Origin of the sequence: Streptomyces caniscabiei, from assembly GCF_014930365.1 — a bacterium.
Classification (GTDB): domain Bacteria; phylum Actinomycetota; class Actinomycetes; order Streptomycetales; family Streptomycetaceae; genus Streptomyces; species Streptomyces caniscabiei.
In genome coordinates this window covers 785,015-800,476 of sequence record NZ_JABXWI010000002.1, presented here as the reverse complement: position 1 = coordinate 800,476, position 15,462 = coordinate 785,015, and the positions used below count along the sequence as shown (strand labels likewise).

The following is a 15,462-nucleotide window of genomic DNA, read 5'->3' as shown; positions in this document are numbered from 1 at the left end:
GAGGGGAGCGGTACGCATGGGCGCGACCACACTGGTGAAGGACGAGCCGACCACCACACCCGCTCCACCGTCACCGGCGGACGGACCTCCCCCGCTCGGCCCCCTCCGGGGCCGACTGGTCTTCTCGGCACTGCTGCTCGTCCTGCTCCTGGCCGCGCTGGAGCAGATGGTCGTCGCCACCGCGCTCCCCGAGATCGCCGGTGAGCTGCACGGCGCGGACCGCCTGTCCTGGCCGATCACGGCCTATCTCCTCACCGCCACCGTCACCCTTCCCGTCTACGGCAGACTCGGCGAACTCCACGGCCGCAAGGGCGTCCTGCAGTTCGCGCTCACGGTCTTCGTCGCGGGCTCCGCGCTCGCCGGGTTCGCTCGCGGCATGGACCAGCTCATCGCGTTCCGCGCGCTCCAGGGCGTCGGCGCGGGCGGCCTCATGATCGGTGTGCAGGCGATCATGGCCGACATCCTGCCGCCTGGGAACCGGGGCCGCCGGCTGGGCCTGGTCGGCGCCGTGTTCGGGCTCGCCTCCGTCGCGGGGCCGCTCCTGGGCGGTGTGCTCACGGACCAGCTCACCTGGCGGTGGTGCTTCCTCCTCAACGTGCCCGCCGGGCTCCTCGCGCTGGCCGTCGTCACCTTCGCGCTGAGACTGCCGAGGCCCACGGCCGAGGGGCGCCTCGACGTCCTCGGGGCCCTGCTGCTCGCCACCGCCTCGACCTGCGTGGTCCTGCTGGCGAGCTGGGGCGGCACCACCCACGCCTGGACCTCGCGGCCCGTCCTCGGCCTCGCCGCCGGCGCGGTCGCCGCGACCGCCCTCCTCCTCGTCGTCGAGCACTTCGCGCCCCAACCCCTGATCCCGCCGCGGCTGTTCAGGGACCCCGTCTTCGTCGTCACCGGCCTCGTCGGGCTCGCCATCGGCGTCGCCCTCTTCTGCACCGCCAGTTACCTTCCCACCCAGTTGCGGATGGCCGGGGGCAACTCCGCCACCGAGTCCGGGCTGCTCATGCTGCCGATGATGGCCGGCATCGTCGGCGCCTCCGTGATCTCCGGCCGGCTCATCGGCGGCACCGGGCACTACCGGACGTACCCCGTCCTCGGCTGCGCCCTGACCGCGGTCGGCGTCTGGCTGCTGTCCCGGCTGGAGACGGACACGCCCCGGCTGCACTTCGGCATCTGGACCGCCGTCCTCGGCGCGGGGATCGGCATGGTGATGCCGGTCCTGATCCTGGCCGTGCAGAACTCCGTGCGCCCCGCCGACGCCGGACCCGCCACCGCGGCCGGCAACTACCTGCGGCAGATCGGCGGCAGCGTGGGCACGGCCGCCTTCGGCGCGCTCCTCACGGCCCGGCTGACCGACCGTCTCCCGGAACGCGCGGACGCCGTGCTGCCCGACCCCGGCTCCCTCACCCCGGACCTCGTCCACACCCTGCCGGACCCGCTGCGCGACGCCTACGTCCAGGCCTACGCGCAGGCCATGCCGAGGATCTTCCTGTACCTCGTGCCGGTGCTCCTCCTCGGGCTCCTCGTCGCCTGCTTCCTCAAGGAGAGGACGCCGGTGCCCCCGGACGAGGCCCCCGCCGAACCCACGCCCGAGCCGGCCTCCGCCGCCGCGCCCGCCGTCCCGATCCCGCAGGCGCGCTCGCCGTACGCCCCCGGCGTCCCCGTCCGCGGCACGGTCCAGCACTCCGACGGCACCGTCGTGCCCCGGGCCGCGCTCACCCTCATCGACGCCGGCGGCCGGCAGACCGGGCGCGGCGGCAGCGGCGACGACGGGCGGTACGCGCTCTCCACGCCCGGCCCCGGGGCGTACGTGCTGATCGCCGCGGCCGGCGGCCACCAGCCGCAGGCCGTGAGCGTCACCGTCGGGGACCGGCCCGTCGAGGTCGACATCGTGCTCGGCGGCGCGGGACGCCTGGCGGGGGTGGTCCGGACGGCGGACGGCCGGACCGTGAGCGACGCGACCGTCACGCTCACCGACGTGCGCGGCGAGGTCGTCGTGACGACCCGCAGCGGGGAGGCGGGCGAGTACCTCATCACCGAACTGGTCGCCGGGGAGTACACCCTCGCCGCCGGCGCCCACTCCTACCGGCCGGCCGCGCTGCCCGTCACCGTCCGGGCCGCCCGCGAGACACGCCAGGACATCGAGCTCGCCGGGGGCGCCGTCCTGCGGGGCACCGTGCGAGCCGGGGGCGGCCGACCCGTGGAGGACGCGCGTGTGACGCTCCTCGACGCCGCCGGGAACGTCGTCGACACGATCACCACCGGCATCGACGGGACCTTCCGCTTCGTCGACCTCTCCTCCGGCGAGTACACGGTCATCGCCACCGGGTACCCGCCCGTCGCGACGGTGCTCCAGGTCGCCTCCGGCTCCCGGACGGAACAGGACGTCCATCTGGGGCACGCGGACTGAGGGGACCGGGCCATCGGGGGGCGCGCGAATGATCGCGCGCCGCCCGTGTGGCCTGCACGTGCGCCGGAGCCTCCTACGGAGCAATTCGCGTATTGCCACACATGGCGACGCTACGCAGCCGTACGGTAGTGAGGGCGGCGCAGATCTTGCGAGCCGTGGGGAGAAAGGGCCTTGGCCATGGACCGTGGCACCGACACGGGCGCGACGACCGGCCTCGGAGCCGGTGACGAGACGCCGGAGCACGCCGCGGCCGGCCGGATCCCCCTGGCCGTGGTCGTGGTCGACCGCGCCGGTCTCGTGTCGCACTGGAGCTCCGGCGCACGCCGGCTCTTCGGCACGACCAAGGACGAGGCGGTGGGCCAGAGCGCCCTCGATCTGCTGCCCGTCTCCGGTGCCCTCCCGGACGCGGACGAGCCCCCGCTCCACGCCGCCCACGGCGCGTACGACGCCCTCGGGCACGACGCGTTCGGGCACGACGCGTTCGGTCACGACCTGGAGACCTCGCTCGACGGGCAGCTGTCCTACCCGGCGGCCGGCCGCGCCCGGCTCACCGTGCCCGGCCGCGACCGGATCGACGTGCTGTGGTGGGCCTACCCCCTGGTCGGCCCCGGCCGGGAACGGCTCCTGGTGCTGGCCGCCGACGCCGAGACCCTGCGGCGGGAGGACCAGGCGGACGTCGCCGTCGAACGCATCGCCCCCGGATTCGCCCTGCACACCGACTTCCCCGGCGCCGACGAACTCGCTCGCAGGCTCCCCGACATCCTGCCCAGCATGAGCGTCGGCGAAGGCGCCCGCATCGTCGCCCAGATCCTCGAACTGGGCTATCCGGTGCTGGAGTTCAGCCAGAACGACCGGGTGCCCGTCACCCCCGACTGGGGCGTGCCCCGGCGCGCGGAGCGACGGGCCCGCCGGGAACGGGCCGCGCGCGCCGTCGCGGAGGGGCTGCCGGTGCCGGAGGACGTCCGGGACGAGGGCGAGGACCTCGAACACGCCGCCGTGCGCGAGCGTCTGGAGTTCCTCAACGAGGTCAGCGGGCGCATCGGCACCTCCCTGGACCTCTCCCGGACCATCGTCGAGGTCAGCAGGGCGGTCGTGCCCCGCTTCACCGACGTCGCCGGCACCTATCTGCGCGAACAGGTCGTCGCCGGTGAGGGGTTCCCGGACGGCGTGCCCGACACGACGACCATGTGGCACCGGGTGGCCGTGGAGCACACCGACGAGCCGGGCCGCTGGGACGACGTCGTCCCCGTCGGCGAGGCCATGCCGTTCCCGGCGCACACCCCGTTCTTCCAGTGCATGACCACCGGCGAGCCCGTCCTCGTGCCCCGCATCAGCGAGCAGATGGGGCACGCGATCGCCGCGCAGTTCGAGAAGCGCGACATCCGGCCGCTGATCACGGGCCGCTCCATGCTGGTCGTGCCCCTGAAGGCCCGCAACGTCGTGCTCGGCTTCATGATCCTGCTGCGCCACCCGGAGCGCGAGGTCTTCGACGACATGGACCGCGTCACCGGCGCCGAACTCGCCGCCCGCGCGGGCCTCGTCCTCGACAACGCCCGCATGTACACCTACCAGGAGAACGTCGCCGAGACGCTCCAGGACAGCATGCTGCCGCAGATCGAGGCGCACATGGCGGGCTGCGACATCGCCACCCGCTATCTCCCGGGCACCCTGCTCGGGCGGGTCGGCGGCGACTGGTTCGACTCGGTGAAGCTGCCGGGCGCCCGCACCGCCCTGGTCGTCGGGGACGTCATGGGGCACGGCCTCAACTCCGCCGCGATGATGGGCCAGTTGCGCACGGCCGTGCAGACCATGGCCGCCCTCGACCTGCCGCCCGCGCAGCTCCTGCGCAACCTCGACGACCTCGCCCAGCGCCTCGGCGAGCACTATCTCGCGACCTGCCTCTACGCCGTCTACGACCCCATCGCCGGCGAACTCCACCTCGCCAACGCCGGGCACATCCCGCCGGTACTGGTCCGCGCGGTGGACGGCCGCAGCGAACTCCTCGACCTGCCCACCGGCGCGCCGATCGGTGTCGGCGGGGTGGCGTTCGAGGCGGTACGCGTGCGCGTGGACCCGGGCGACCGGCTCGTGATGTGCACCGACGGGCTCGTCGAGATGCGCGGTGAGGACATCGGGGTGGGCCTCGCGACGCTCTGCGAGTCCGCCGCCCACCCGGCCGCCTCCATGGACGACGCCTGCGACACGATCATCCGCGCCCTCAACACCCGCGGCGGCCGCAAGGACGACGTGGCCCTGCTGATGGCCCGGCTCAACGGCATCGGGCCCGAGGACGTCGCCGAGTGGCGCCTCGCCCGTGACCCGGTCGAGGCGGCCCGCGCTCGCGCGGCCGTCCGCGAACAGCTCTGCGTCTGGGGCCTGGACAGCCTCACGGACACCGCCGCGCTCCTGGCCGGCGAGCTCGTCACCAACGCCGTACGGCACGCGCGCGGGCGCCGCGTCGAACTGCGGCTGGTCCGTGGCGACACGCTGCTGTGCGAGGTCTACGACGACGACCCCACCCTGCCGACCCTGCTCAGCGCGGCCCCGACGGACGAGTCCGGCCGGGGACTGCGCGTCCTCAGCACGCTGGCCCGCGAGTGGGGGACCAGCCGGACGGGCGCCGGCAAGACGGTGTGGTTCGAACTGACCCTGCCACGGCGGCGCTGAAGCGGCGACGGGCCGTCCGTAGCTGCCTCGGCCAAGGGGGCGTGAGGGGCGCGCGGGGGCGCGTGGGACCTGAACGAGGGGTCGGCAACTGCTCGCCTAGGAGCGTACAAGGTCGCTTTAACTCGATTGTGTGATGGTCGGCTTCCTGGCTTGCGGCGTCCTGGGCCGTCCGGGTTAACGTGATCGTGCGATCTGGGACGTCGGATATGGCGCCAGCGTGCGGGGCCCCCGCTCCACCAGAAGGATGGTTCGGGGCCTCTCCCTCGCCTCTGGCCGTACCCATATGGCCAGGTCGCACAGGGAACCGGCCTCCCGGGATCGGACCACGCACAGGATGCGTGTCGCTGCCTCGGGGTCGAGTACGCCGGGAACCAGTTCGCTCAAGACCGTTCGGGGCGTGCGACTGAGTCAGGCTCAGTCTTCAGGAACGGTGAAGGTACGCGCATGGTGCTTGTCTGCGGCTGCCGGGCACGGTAGACCGATCTGGGCCGCCGGAGCGGCGGCCCGGTAGCTGGTCCGGGGGTGTGGCATGAGCGTGACGAGTCGGTACCGTGAGGCCTGGGAGGGGTTCTGGCGGGAGGCTCCCGACGAACCGGGCGCGGTCTTCTGGGACGCCGGGCCCGAGAGGACCGCGGCCGTCCATCTGGCGCTCTTCGAGCCGTACCTGACCGCCGCCGCCCTCCCGCTCGTCGACCTCGGCTGCGGCAACGGCACCCAGACCCGCTTCCTGGCCGACCGCTTCCCCCGTGTGATCGGCGCCGACCTCTCCACCGCGGCCGTCGACCGGGCCCGCCGCGCCGACCCCGACGGCCGGGCCGACTACCGGGTGCTCGACGCGGCCGACAAGACGGACGCCGAAGCGCTCCACGCCGACCTCGGCGACGCCAATGTCTATGTGCGCGGCGTCCTCCACCAGTGCGAGCCCGACGACCGACAACGCCTCGTCGACACCGTCGCCACACTGCTCGGCGAACGCGGCCGGGTCTGCCTGGTGGAACTCTCCGAGGCCGCGAAACCCGTCCTCATGGGCCTCGCGGCCGATCCGGCGGGCCCGCCCGCCAAGCTCGCCCCGATCTTCCGGCACGGCATCGCCCCCGGCGAGGTCACCGACGCGGCGATCCCGGAGTACCTGGGCGCCGCCGGTCTCACCGTGGTGACCAGCGGCGAACTCCCCCTGGTCACCACGGAACACACGGCCGCGGGAACCCGGATCGAACTGCCGTCGAGGTGGTATGTGGCGGGGCGCGGTCGTGGGTAGCCCGAGGTCCCGGGTCGGCTCACCCTGACGCGACGCCTCCACGCCGTGGAACGGCGTCGGGGCCGGAGGCGCGGCACGTCCGGCGGGGCGCTCAGCGCCAGACGGGCCCGCCCGAGGCGGGCGGCAGCTGGGACTCGATCTTCGCCCGGATCTCCCGCATCACGGCGACGATGCGGGCCTCGTGCTCCGGGGTGAGTCGGGCCACCGGGACCGAGCAGCTGATGGCGTCGGTGGCGGGGGAGGCGTAGCGCAGGGCGAAGCCGAAGCCGGCGATGCCGGTCACCGTCTCCTCGTGGTCGATGGAGTAGCCACGTTCGCGGATCCGGGCCAGGTCGGCGTGGAGGGACGCGCGGGTGGTGTGCGTGTTCTCGGTGAGGGCGGTCAACGGGCCGTCCGGGAGCGGCAGTTCGTCGTCGGGGCGCTCGGCGAGCAGGGCCTTGCCGAGTCCGCCGGCGTGGGCGGGGACGCGACGGCCGACGCGGCTTATGGTGCGCAGGTACTCATGGGACTCGCGGGTGGCGAGGTAGACGACGTCCGGGCCGTCGAGGCGGGCCATGTGCATGGTCTCGCCGAGGGCGTCCGACGCCTCGTCGAGGTAGGAACGGACGACCCGGATGTGGTGGTCGCCGTCCAGGTAGCTGGTGCCGGTGAGCAGGGCGCGGATGCCGATGCCGTAGAGGGATCCGGTGGCGTCGGTGCGGACCCAGCCGCAGTCGACGAGTGTCTGCAGCAGTTGGTACATGCTGCTGCGCGGCACGTCCAGGTCCTCCGCGAGCTGATCCAGGCGTGAGGGCTGCCCCCCTCGTCCCGCGAGCAGTTCCAGCAGCGCGACGGTTCTGGCCGCCGACTTCACCCCGCGGACACCTGTCTTCTCCGGCATGCGCTCATCGTAGGTGCGCGCCGATTCGTGGCCGCACACCCATTGACCGACCCTGTTCACACATCTAATCTCCATCTGCATACGCAGACAACATCTGTATACAGGGATGGAGCGGGGATGGATTTGATGGCAACGAACAGCGCTGATCCAGTCGGTGTGATGCAGCGGCTCCGGGACGGCATGGCGGACGGTGTGCTCTCCTTCCCTCTCACGAGCTTCCGGGAGAACGGCGGTCTCGACCTCGACGCCTACCGGGCGTACCTGGCCGACCGGCTGGCCACCGCCCCCGGCGCCGTCTTCCCCGCCTGCGGCACCGGCGAGTTCTTCTCGCTCGACGAGGACGAGTACCACGCGGTCGTGGAGGCCACCGTCGAGATCGCCGACGGGCGCCTCCCCGTGGTCGCCGGCATCGGCTACGGCTGGGCCCAGGCCGCCCGGTTCGCCCGCATCGCGGAGGAGGCCGGCGCCGACGCCCTCCTGGTCCTGCCGCACTACCTCGTCGCCGCCCCGCAGGACGGGCTCGTGGCACAGCTGGAGCACATCGCGGCCCGGACCCCGCTGCCCCTCATCGCCTACCAGCGCGGCCAGGTCGCCTTCACCGCCGAGTCGTTGAAGCGGATCGCCGACATTCCGAACGTCGTCGGCCTGAAGGACGGCCACAGCGACCTCGACCGCCTGCAGCGTCTCACTCTCGCCGCCCCCGACGGCTTCCTCTTCTTCAACGGCGCCTCCACCGCCGAGATCCAGGCCCGCGCCTACGCCACCGTCGGCGTCCCCGCCTACTCCTCCGCCGTCCACGCCTTCGCACCCGAGATCGCGAACGCCTTCTTCACCGCGCTCAAGGACGGCGACGACACCTTCGTGAACACGCTCCTGCGCGAGTTCTACGTCCCCCTCGTGGAACTGCGCGACCGGGTGCCCGGCTACGCCGTCTCCCTGGTCAAGGCCGCCGCCCGGCTCCGCGGCCTCCCGGTCGGTCCGGTGCGCGCCCCGCTCACCGACCCGTCCGCCGCCGACCTCGCCGACCTGGAGAAGGTGTTGGACCACGGACTGAGCCTGGTCGGCGCCGTACGACGACCCGTCTGAGCCCGGGCGCCCGTCACGCCCAGAACTTCACGCCCCTCCCCCCTCGCTCGACAGTTCAAAGGAGAACTGCCATGCCTCTTCTCGTGGTCGGCGTCAGTGTTCTGGTCCTGTTGCTGCTCATGACCAGGCTGAGACTGAACGGCTTCGCGGCCCTGCTGCTCGTGGCGGTCGGTGTCGCGCTGGTCCAGGGAATTCCGGTGGCGACCATCCCGGACGTCCTCTCGGAGGGCATCGGGGGCCAGATCGGCGACACCATGCTCACCATCGGGCTCGGTGCGATGGTCGGCCGGGTCATGGGCGACTCCGGCGCCGCCCAACGCATCGCCGGGAAGCTTCTCGACGCCTTCGGGCCGCGCTGGGTGCAGGTGGCGATGGTGGTCACCGCGATGCTGATCGGCGTGACCATGTTCTACGAGGTCGCGTTCATCATCATCGTGCCGATCGCGTTCACCCTGGTCAGGGTCACCGGGGCGCCGCTGCTGTGGGTCGGTCTGCCCATGTCCATCACGCTGTCGACGATGCACAGCTTCCTGCCGCCGCACCCCGGCCCCACCGCCGTGGCCGCGACGTTCGACGCCTCCGTCGGACTGACCCTGCTCTACGGCCTGTTCATCGCGGTCCCGGCGGGCGCGTTCATCGCCCTGCTCTGGCCGCGCCTGCCGTTCATCAAGGCGATGACGCCCTCCATACCCCAAGGGCTGGTCACCGAGCGCGAGTTCACGGACGAGGAGATGCCAGGCCTGGGCTGGTCGCTGTTCGTGGCGCTGTTCCCGGTGGCGCTCATCGTGGCCGCCGCCGTGACCGACATGGCCACCTCCGGCGAGAACGGGTTGCTGCACTTCGTCGCCTTCATCGGCTCGGCGCCCATCGCCCTGCTGCTCACCCTGTGCCTGGCGGTCTGGGCCTTCGGACCGCGGATCGGCCGCAGCCTGGAGGAGGTCGGCGCCTCCTGTTCCTCGGCGGCCAAGGCGATGGCGATGATCCTGCTGGTGATCGGCGCGGGCGGGGCGTTCAAGAACGTCCTCGTCGAGGGCGGGATCTCCGACTACATCAAGGACGCCACCGACGGTTGGTCCATCTCGCCGATCATCCTGGCCTGGCTCGTCGCCGTCATCCTCCGTATCGCGCTCGGCTCGGCGACCGTCGCCGTCGTCACCGCGTCGGGCGTGGTGCTGCCGCTGCTCGCGGGCAGCGGGGTCCACCCGGAGGTGATGGTGCTCGCCGTCGCCTGTGGCTCCATCGCCTTCTCCCACGTCAACGACCCGGGATTCTGGTTGTTCAAGGAGTACTTCAACCTCTCCGTCATCGAAGCGATCAAGGTCCGTACGAGCTACACCACGGTCCTCGCGATCCTCGGTCTGGGCGGTGTCCTGATAGCCGAACAGATCCTCGACGCGCTCAGTCTCTGAGAACCGCCACCTCACCGCAGAAAGGCACCAGATGAGCATCGGACAGCCGACCGTCACGGGGTTCGCCGTGTACCCCGTCGCCGGCCGGGACAGCATGGAGCTGAATCTCTCCGGCGCCCACGGCCCCTACTTCACCCGCAACATCGTCGTCCTCACCGACTCCGAGGGCCGTACGGGACTGGGGGAGGTGCCCGGCGGGGAGCAGATCACGCGGACACTGCGGGACTCCGCATCGCTGGTCGTCGGGGCCGGGGTGGGCGACTACAAGCGGGTGCTGCGCGAGATCGGCGACCGGTTCGCCGACCGCGACCGGGGCGGGCGTGGCGCGCAGACCTTCGACCTGCGGACCACCGTCCACGCGGTCACCGCCGTCGAGTCGGCGCTGCTCGACCTTCTCGGGCAGCACCTCGACGTGCCGGTGGCGGCGCTGCTCGGTGACGGCCGACAGCGTGATTCGGTAAGGGTGTTGGGCTACCTCTTCTACGTCGGCGACCCGGACCGCACCGATCTGGAGTACGTCCGCGAACCCGACTCCCCGGTGGAGTGGTACCGGATCCGGCGCGAGGAGGCCCTCACGCCGGAGGCGATCGTCCGGCAGGCGGAGGCGGCCCACGACCTGTACGGCTTCAAGGACTTCAAGCTCAAGGGAGGGGTCCTGGAGGGTGCGGAGGAGGTCAAGGCCGTCCGTGCCCTAAAGAGCCGCTTCCCCGAAGCCCGCATCACGCTCGACCCGAACGGCGCATGGTCCCTGGCCGAGGCGATCGAGCTGTGCCGTCCGCTGGGCGACACGCTCGCGTACGCCGAGGACCCGTGCGGGGCCGAGGGCGGTTACTCCGGGCGGGAGATCCTCGCCGAGTTCCGCCGCGCCACCGGGCTGCCCACCGCGACCAACATGATCGCCACGGACTGGCGCCAGCTGACCCACGCCCTGGCCCTGCAGTCGGTCTCCATCCCGTTGGCCGACCCCCACTTCTGGACCATGCAGGGCTCGGTGCGGGTGGCGCAGTTGTGCAACGCGATGGGGCTGACCTGGGGTTGTCACTCCAACAACCACTTCGACATCTCCCTGGCGATGGTCGTCCACTGCGGTGCCGCGGCCCCGGGCGAGTACAACGCCCTGGACACGCACTGGATCTGGCAGGAGGGCACGGAACGGCTCACCACCACCCCGCCGCGCATCGTCGGCGGCGAGATCGCGGTCCCGGACGCCCCGGGCCTGGGCGTCCGACTCGACATGGACCGGCTCCTCGCGGCCCACGAGCTCTACCGGCAGAAGGCGCTCGGGGCCCGCGACGACGCCGTCACCATGCAATACCTCAGCCCCGGCTGGAAGTTCGACAACAAGCGCCCCTGTCTGGTGCGTTAGCACGCCCGTGGGCGCGGGGCGGTGGCGTCGACGGGTGGGACGACGCCGTCGGCGCGGTCGCGGGGCTCGGTGGACGAGGCGTGCAGCGCGTCGGATCTGCTCGGAGCCCGAGAAAAGTGGGTTCGACCCTCCTTCTCCGGCTCGTATGAAGTTCCCGCGCCGCCGCGTAACGTGAAGCAGCATGAAGATCCTCATCAGCGCCGACATGGAGGGCGCCACCGGTGTCACCTGGCCGGCCGACGTCCTGCCGGGGACACCGCAGTGGGAGCGGTGCCGCTCGATGTTCACCTCGGACGTGAACGCCGCCGTGCTCGGGTTCCTCGACGGCGGGGCCGACGAGGTGCTGATCAACGAGGCGCACTGGACCATGCGCAACCTGCTGCTGGAGGAGCTGGACGAGCGCGCGCAGATGCTGACCGGGCGGCACAAGGCGCTGTCCATGGTGGAGGGCGTCCAGCACGGGGACGTGGACGGCATCGCGTTCGTCGGCTACCACGCGGGCGCCGGGATGGAGGGCGTCCTCGCCCACACCTACCTGGCGAACTCGATCACCGGGGTGTGGGTGAACGACGAGCGGGCGAGCGAAGGGCTGCTCAACTCGCATGTCGTGGCCGAGTACGGGGTACCGGTGGTGCTGGTGACCGGCGACGACGTGGCGTGCGAGGACGCCCTGGGCTATGCGCCCGAGGCGCTCAAAGTCGCGGTCAAGGACCATGTCTCGCGGTATGCGGCGGTGTGCCGCACCCCGGCCAGAACGGCCGCCGACATCCGCGCGGCGGCGAAGGAGGCCGCGGCTCTCGCCGTACGGCACGCACCGGTCAGGGGCGGCCCCTTCACCGTGGCGCTGGAGTTCGACGCCGAGCACCTGGCGATGGCCGCGACCGTGGTGCCCGGAGTGGTCCGTACCGGTGAACGCAAGGTCGCGTACACCAGCCCGACCATGTACGAGGGAATCCGCACCTTCAAGGCGGTCACCACGATCGTCTCGGCCGCGGTGGAGGAGACATATGGCTGAGCAGACGGCACCCGTGGACCAGCGGGCGCTGGACGAGGTGGTCCGGTTCACCTCCGACCTCATCCGGATCGACACCACCAACCGCGGCGGCGGGGACTGCCGGGAGCGGCCGGCCGCCGAGTACGCCGCCGCGCTGCTGGCCGAGGCCGGCGTGGAGCCCACGCTGCTGGAGCGCACCGCGGGCCGCACCAACGTGGTGGCGCGGATCGAGGGCACCGACCCGTCGGCGGACGCCCTGCTCGTCCACGGTCATCTGGACGTCGTGCCCGCCCAGGCCGCGGACTGGAGCGTGCACCCCTTCTCCGGGGAGATCCGCGACGGCGTGGTCTGGGGCCGGGGCGCGGTCGACATGAAGAACATGGACGCGATGATCCTGGCCGTCGTGCGGCAGTGGGCGCGCACCGGCGTACGCCCCCGCCGGGACCTCGTGATCGCGTTCACCGCCGACGAGGAGGCGAGCGCCGAGGACGGCTCCGGCTTCCTCGCCGACCGGCACGCCGGTCTCTTCGAGGGCTGCACCGAGGGCATCAGCGAGTCGGGGGCCTTCACCTTCCACGACGGCGGTGGCCGCCAGATCTATCCGATCGCGGCGGGTGAGCGCGGCACCGGCTGGCTGAAGCTCACCGCGCGCGGCCGGGCCGGCCACGGCTCCAAGGTGAACCGGGCCAACGCGGTGACCCGCCTCGCGGCGGCCGTCGCCCGGATCGGCGCGCACGAGTGGCCCCTGCGGCTCACGCCGACCGTCCGCGCGGCCCTCACCGCACTCGCCGAGCTGTACGGCGTCGAGGCCGACCTCGGCGACCACGGCGGCGTCGACCGGCTGCTCGACAAGCTCGGCCCGGCCGCGGCCCTGGTCGAGGCGACCGTCCGCAACAGCGCCAACCCGACCATGCTGGACGCCGGCTACAAGATCAACGTGATCCCGGGGGAGGCCGTCGCCCGCGTGGACGGACGGTATCTGCCCGGCGGTGAGGACGAGTTCCGGGAGACCCTCGACCGGCTCACCGGACCGGACGTGGACTGGGAGTACGAGCACCGGGAGGTGGCCCTCCAGGCGCCGGTGGACTCGGTCACGTACGCGCGGATGCGGGCCGCCGTCGAGGAGTTCGCGCCCGAGGGGCACGTGGTGCCGTACTGCATGCCGGGCGGCACGGACGCCAAGCAGTTCTCGCGCCTCGGCATCACCGGCTACGGCTTCTCGCCGCTGAAGCTCCCCGAGGGCTTCGACTACGCGGCGCTCTTCCACGGCGTCGACGAGCGCGTCCCCGTGGAGGCGCTCCACTTCGGCGTCCGTGTGCTGGACCGCTTCCTGCGGACGGCCTGACCGATGGGACTCGGGGGACGAAGGGACATGGGGGACAAGGTGCAGACCCTGGCGTACGGTTCGTGGCCCTCGCCGATCGACGCGGCGCTGGCCGCCGCGCACGACGGGCATCCCGAGTTCGTCGGCTTCGTCGGCGACGAGGCCTGGTGGACGGAGCCCCGGCCCACCGAGGCCGGCAGACGCACCCTGGTGCGGCGCACGGCCGACGGCACGGAGGAGTCGGTCCTGCCGGCCCCGTGGAACGTGCGCAGCCGGGTCATGGAGTACGGCGGACAGCCCTGGACCGCGGTCCCCCGGGACGGCGGCCCCTTCGTGGTCTTCGTGAACCACGCCGACCAGCGCCTCTACGGCTTCGAGCCCGGCGGTGAGCCCCGTCCGCTCACCCCGGTGTCGCCGGTCGGCGGCGGACTGCGCTGGGTGGATCCGCGGCCGCACCCGGAGCGGGACGAGGTGTGGTGCGTCCTGGAGGAGTTCACCGGCGAGGGGCCCACCGACGTGCGGCGGGTCGTCGCCGCGGTGCCGCTGGACGGCTCGGCGGCCGAGGACCGCGGCGCCGTGCGGGCGCTGACCGACGACAGCAGGCGGTTCGTCACCTGCCCCCGTCTCTCGCCGGACGGCCGCCGTGCCGCCTGGCTCGCCTGGGACCACCCCAGGATGCCGTGGGACGGCACGTCGCTGCTGGTCGCCGAGGTGACCGAGGACGGCCGGTTCGGCGCGCCCCGGTCCGTCGCGGGCGGCCCGGAGGAGTCGGTCGCCCAGGTCGACTGGGCCGCCGACGGCACCCTCGTGTACTCCAGCGACACCACCGGCTACTGGAACCTCTACCGCCTCGACCCCGACCACGCCGGTCCCGACCACACCGAGCCCGGCCGCCTCGACCCCGACGGCGGCGGCCGCACGGCCCTCTGCGCCCGCGAGGAGGAGTTCGGCGGCCCGCTGTGGAAGGTCGGCTGGAGCTGGTTCGCGCTGCTGGACGACGGGCTCGTCGCCGTGATCCACGGGCGCGGCGCCACCGCGCTCGGTGTCCTGGACCTGGAGACCGGCCAGGTCGTGGACGCGGCCGGACCGTGGACCGAGTTCGCCCCCTCGCTCGCCGTGCACGGCGGCCGGATCCTCGGCATCGGGGCCAGCCCCCGCAGCGCGTACGAGGTGGTCGAGCTGGACGCCGCCACCGGCGACGCCCGGGTGATCGGCGCCGCGCACGACGACCCGGTGGACCCCTCCCACTACCCCGAACCCCAGATCCGCAGCTTCCTCGGCCCCGCCGGGCGCGAGATCCACGCCCACGTCTACCCGCCGCACAACCCCGGCGCCGTCGCCTTCAGCACCGAGCTGCCGCCCTACGTCGTCTGGGCGCACGGCGGGCCCACCAGCCGCGCGCCGCTGGTCCTCGACCTCGCGATCGCCTACTTCACCTCACGCGGCATCGGCGTCGCCGAGGTCAACTACGGAGGGTCCACCGGCTACGGACGGGAGTACCGCAACCGGCTGCGCGAGCAGTGGGGCGTCGTCGACGTGGAGGACTGCGCGGCCGTGGCGCTCGCCCTCGCCGACGAGGGCACCGCCGACCGGACCAGGCTCGCCATCAGGGGCGGCAGCGCGGGCGGCTGGACGGCCGCCGTGTCCCTGACCTCGACCGACGTGTACGCCTGCGGAACGATCCTGTATCCCGTCCTCGACCTCGAGCACTGGGGGCCGGGGGAAACGCACGACTTCGAGTCCAGGTACCTGGAGAGCCTGATCGGGCCGTCGGCCGAGGAGCCGATGCGGTACGCGGAGCGGTCGCCCACCGAGCACGCCGACCGGATCACCGCGCCGTTCCTGCTGCTCCAGGGCCTCGACGACGTGATCTGCCCGCCCGCGCAGTGCGAGCGGTTCCTGGCCAGGCTCGACGGGCGGGTGCCGCACGCCTATCTCGCCTTCGAGGGGGAGGGGCACGGCTTCCGGCGGGCGGAGACGATGGTGCGGGTCCTGGAGGCGGAGCTTTCGCTGTACGCCCGGGTCTTCGGGTTGAATCCTCCGGGTATCCCTACTCTGGAGCTCGCAAAGTGAC

The 15,462-nt window shown here is 72.5% G+C and carries 10 protein-coding genes; 9 read left to right on the top strand and 1 reads right to left on the bottom strand.

Annotated features, from left to right (window positions below; genetic code table 11):
* Nucleotides 1-16: 16 nt before the first annotated feature.
* The 3 genes from HW837_RS08010 (at nt 17) to HW837_RS08000 (ending at nt 6,329) form a co-directional block, all read left to right on the top strand.
* Entirely contained in the window at nt 17-2,404 is a 2,388-nt protein-coding gene (locus tag HW837_RS08010) for an MFS transporter (protein WP_193379862.1), read from the top strand.
* Between the two features lie 177 nt (nt 2,405-2,581).
* Nucleotides 2,582-5,071 (top strand): SpoIIE family protein phosphatase, encoded by a 2,490-nt coding sequence (locus HW837_RS08005; RefSeq protein ID WP_045556575.1) that lies wholly within the window; start codon nt 2,582-2,584, stop codon nt 5,069-5,071.
* A 529-nt stretch (nt 5,072-5,600) separates the two neighbouring features.
* On the top strand, nt 5,601-6,329 hold the full coding sequence (locus HW837_RS08000; RefSeq protein ID WP_045556576.1) for a class I SAM-dependent methyltransferase: 729 nt from the start codon (nt 5,601-5,603) through the stop codon (nt 6,327-6,329).
* Between the two features lie 91 nt (nt 6,330-6,420).
* Here the strand turns inward: HW837_RS08000 and HW837_RS07995 are convergent, their stop codons facing one another.
* Complete coding sequence (locus HW837_RS07995) at nt 6,421-7,209, bottom strand: IclR family transcriptional regulator (protein ID WP_045556893.1); 789 nt, start codon at nt 7,207-7,209, stop codon at nt 6,421-6,423.
* Between the two features lie 126 nt (nt 7,210-7,335).
* Here HW837_RS07995 and HW837_RS07990 point away from each other — a divergent pair, with 126 nt between their 5' ends.
* The 6 genes from HW837_RS07990 (at nt 7,336) to HW837_RS07965 (ending at nt 15,461) form a co-directional block, all read left to right on the top strand.
* The gene (locus HW837_RS07990; protein ID WP_045556577.1) at nt 7,336-8,295 is read left to right on the top strand and encodes a 5-dehydro-4-deoxyglucarate dehydratase; all 960 of its coding nucleotides are present in this window, start codon (nt 7,336-7,338) and stop codon (nt 8,293-8,295) included.
* Nucleotides 8,296-8,366: 71 nt separating this feature from the next.
* Nucleotides 8,367-9,704, top strand: a complete 1,338-nt coding sequence (locus tag HW837_RS07985; RefSeq protein WP_045556578.1) for a gluconate:H+ symporter — start codon at nt 8,367-8,369, stop codon at nt 9,702-9,704.
* Between the two features lie 37 nt (nt 9,705-9,741).
* Nucleotides 9,742-11,070 (top strand): enolase C-terminal domain-like protein, encoded by a 1,329-nt coding sequence (locus HW837_RS07980; protein ID WP_193379965.1) that lies wholly within the window; start codon nt 9,742-9,744, stop codon nt 11,068-11,070.
* 181 nt (nt 11,071-11,251) lie between these two features.
* Nucleotides 11,252-12,085: a M55 family metallopeptidase gene (locus tag HW837_RS07975; protein ID WP_045556579.1), complete on the top strand. Its 834-nt coding sequence runs from the start codon at nt 11,252-11,254 to the stop codon at nt 12,083-12,085.
* The gene (locus tag HW837_RS07970; protein ID WP_193379863.1) at nt 12,078-13,409 is read left to right on the top strand and encodes a M20/M25/M40 family metallo-hydrolase; all 1,332 of its coding nucleotides are present in this window, start codon (nt 12,078-12,080) and stop codon (nt 13,407-13,409) included. The genes HW837_RS07975 and HW837_RS07970 overlap by 8 nt, the downstream gene beginning before the upstream one ends.
* Nucleotides 13,410-13,436: 27 nt before the next feature.
* The gene (locus HW837_RS07965; RefSeq protein WP_045556581.1) at nt 13,437-15,461 is read left to right on the top strand and encodes an LpqB family beta-propeller domain-containing protein; all 2,025 of its coding nucleotides are present in this window, start codon (nt 13,437-13,439) and stop codon (nt 15,459-15,461) included.
* Nucleotide 15,462 lies beyond the last annotated feature (1 nt).

What these genes read in the sequence shown, in the direction of transcription:
- HW837_RS08005 (WP_045556575.1), top strand. Translation starts at nt 2,582, where the DNA reads ATGGACCGTGGCACCGACACGGGCGCGACGACCGGCCTCGGAGCCGGT.
- HW837_RS08010 (WP_193379862.1), top strand. Translation starts at nt 17, where the DNA reads ATGGGCGCGACCACACTGGTGAAGGACGAGCCGACCACCACACCCGCT.
- HW837_RS07970 (WP_193379863.1), top strand. Translation starts at nt 12,078, where the DNA reads ATGGCTGAGCAGACGGCACCCGTGGACCAGCGGGCGCTGGACGAGGTG.
- HW837_RS07990 (WP_045556577.1), top strand. Translation starts at nt 7,336, where the DNA reads ATGGCAACGAACAGCGCTGATCCAGTCGGTGTGATGCAGCGGCTCCGG.
- HW837_RS07995 (WP_045556893.1), bottom strand. Translation starts at nt 7,209, where the DNA reads ATGCCGGAGAAGACAGGTGTCCGCGGGGTGAAGTCGGCGGCCAGAACC.
- HW837_RS07985 (WP_045556578.1), top strand. Translation starts at nt 8,367, where the DNA reads ATGCCTCTTCTCGTGGTCGGCGTCAGTGTTCTGGTCCTGTTGCTGCTC.
- HW837_RS07975 (WP_045556579.1), top strand. Translation starts at nt 11,252, where the DNA reads ATGAAGATCCTCATCAGCGCCGACATGGAGGGCGCCACCGGTGTCACC.
- HW837_RS08000 (WP_045556576.1), top strand. Translation starts at nt 5,601, where the DNA reads ATGAGCGTGACGAGTCGGTACCGTGAGGCCTGGGAGGGGTTCTGGCGG.
- HW837_RS07965 (WP_045556581.1), top strand. Translation starts at nt 13,437, where the DNA reads ATGGGGGACAAGGTGCAGACCCTGGCGTACGGTTCGTGGCCCTCGCCG.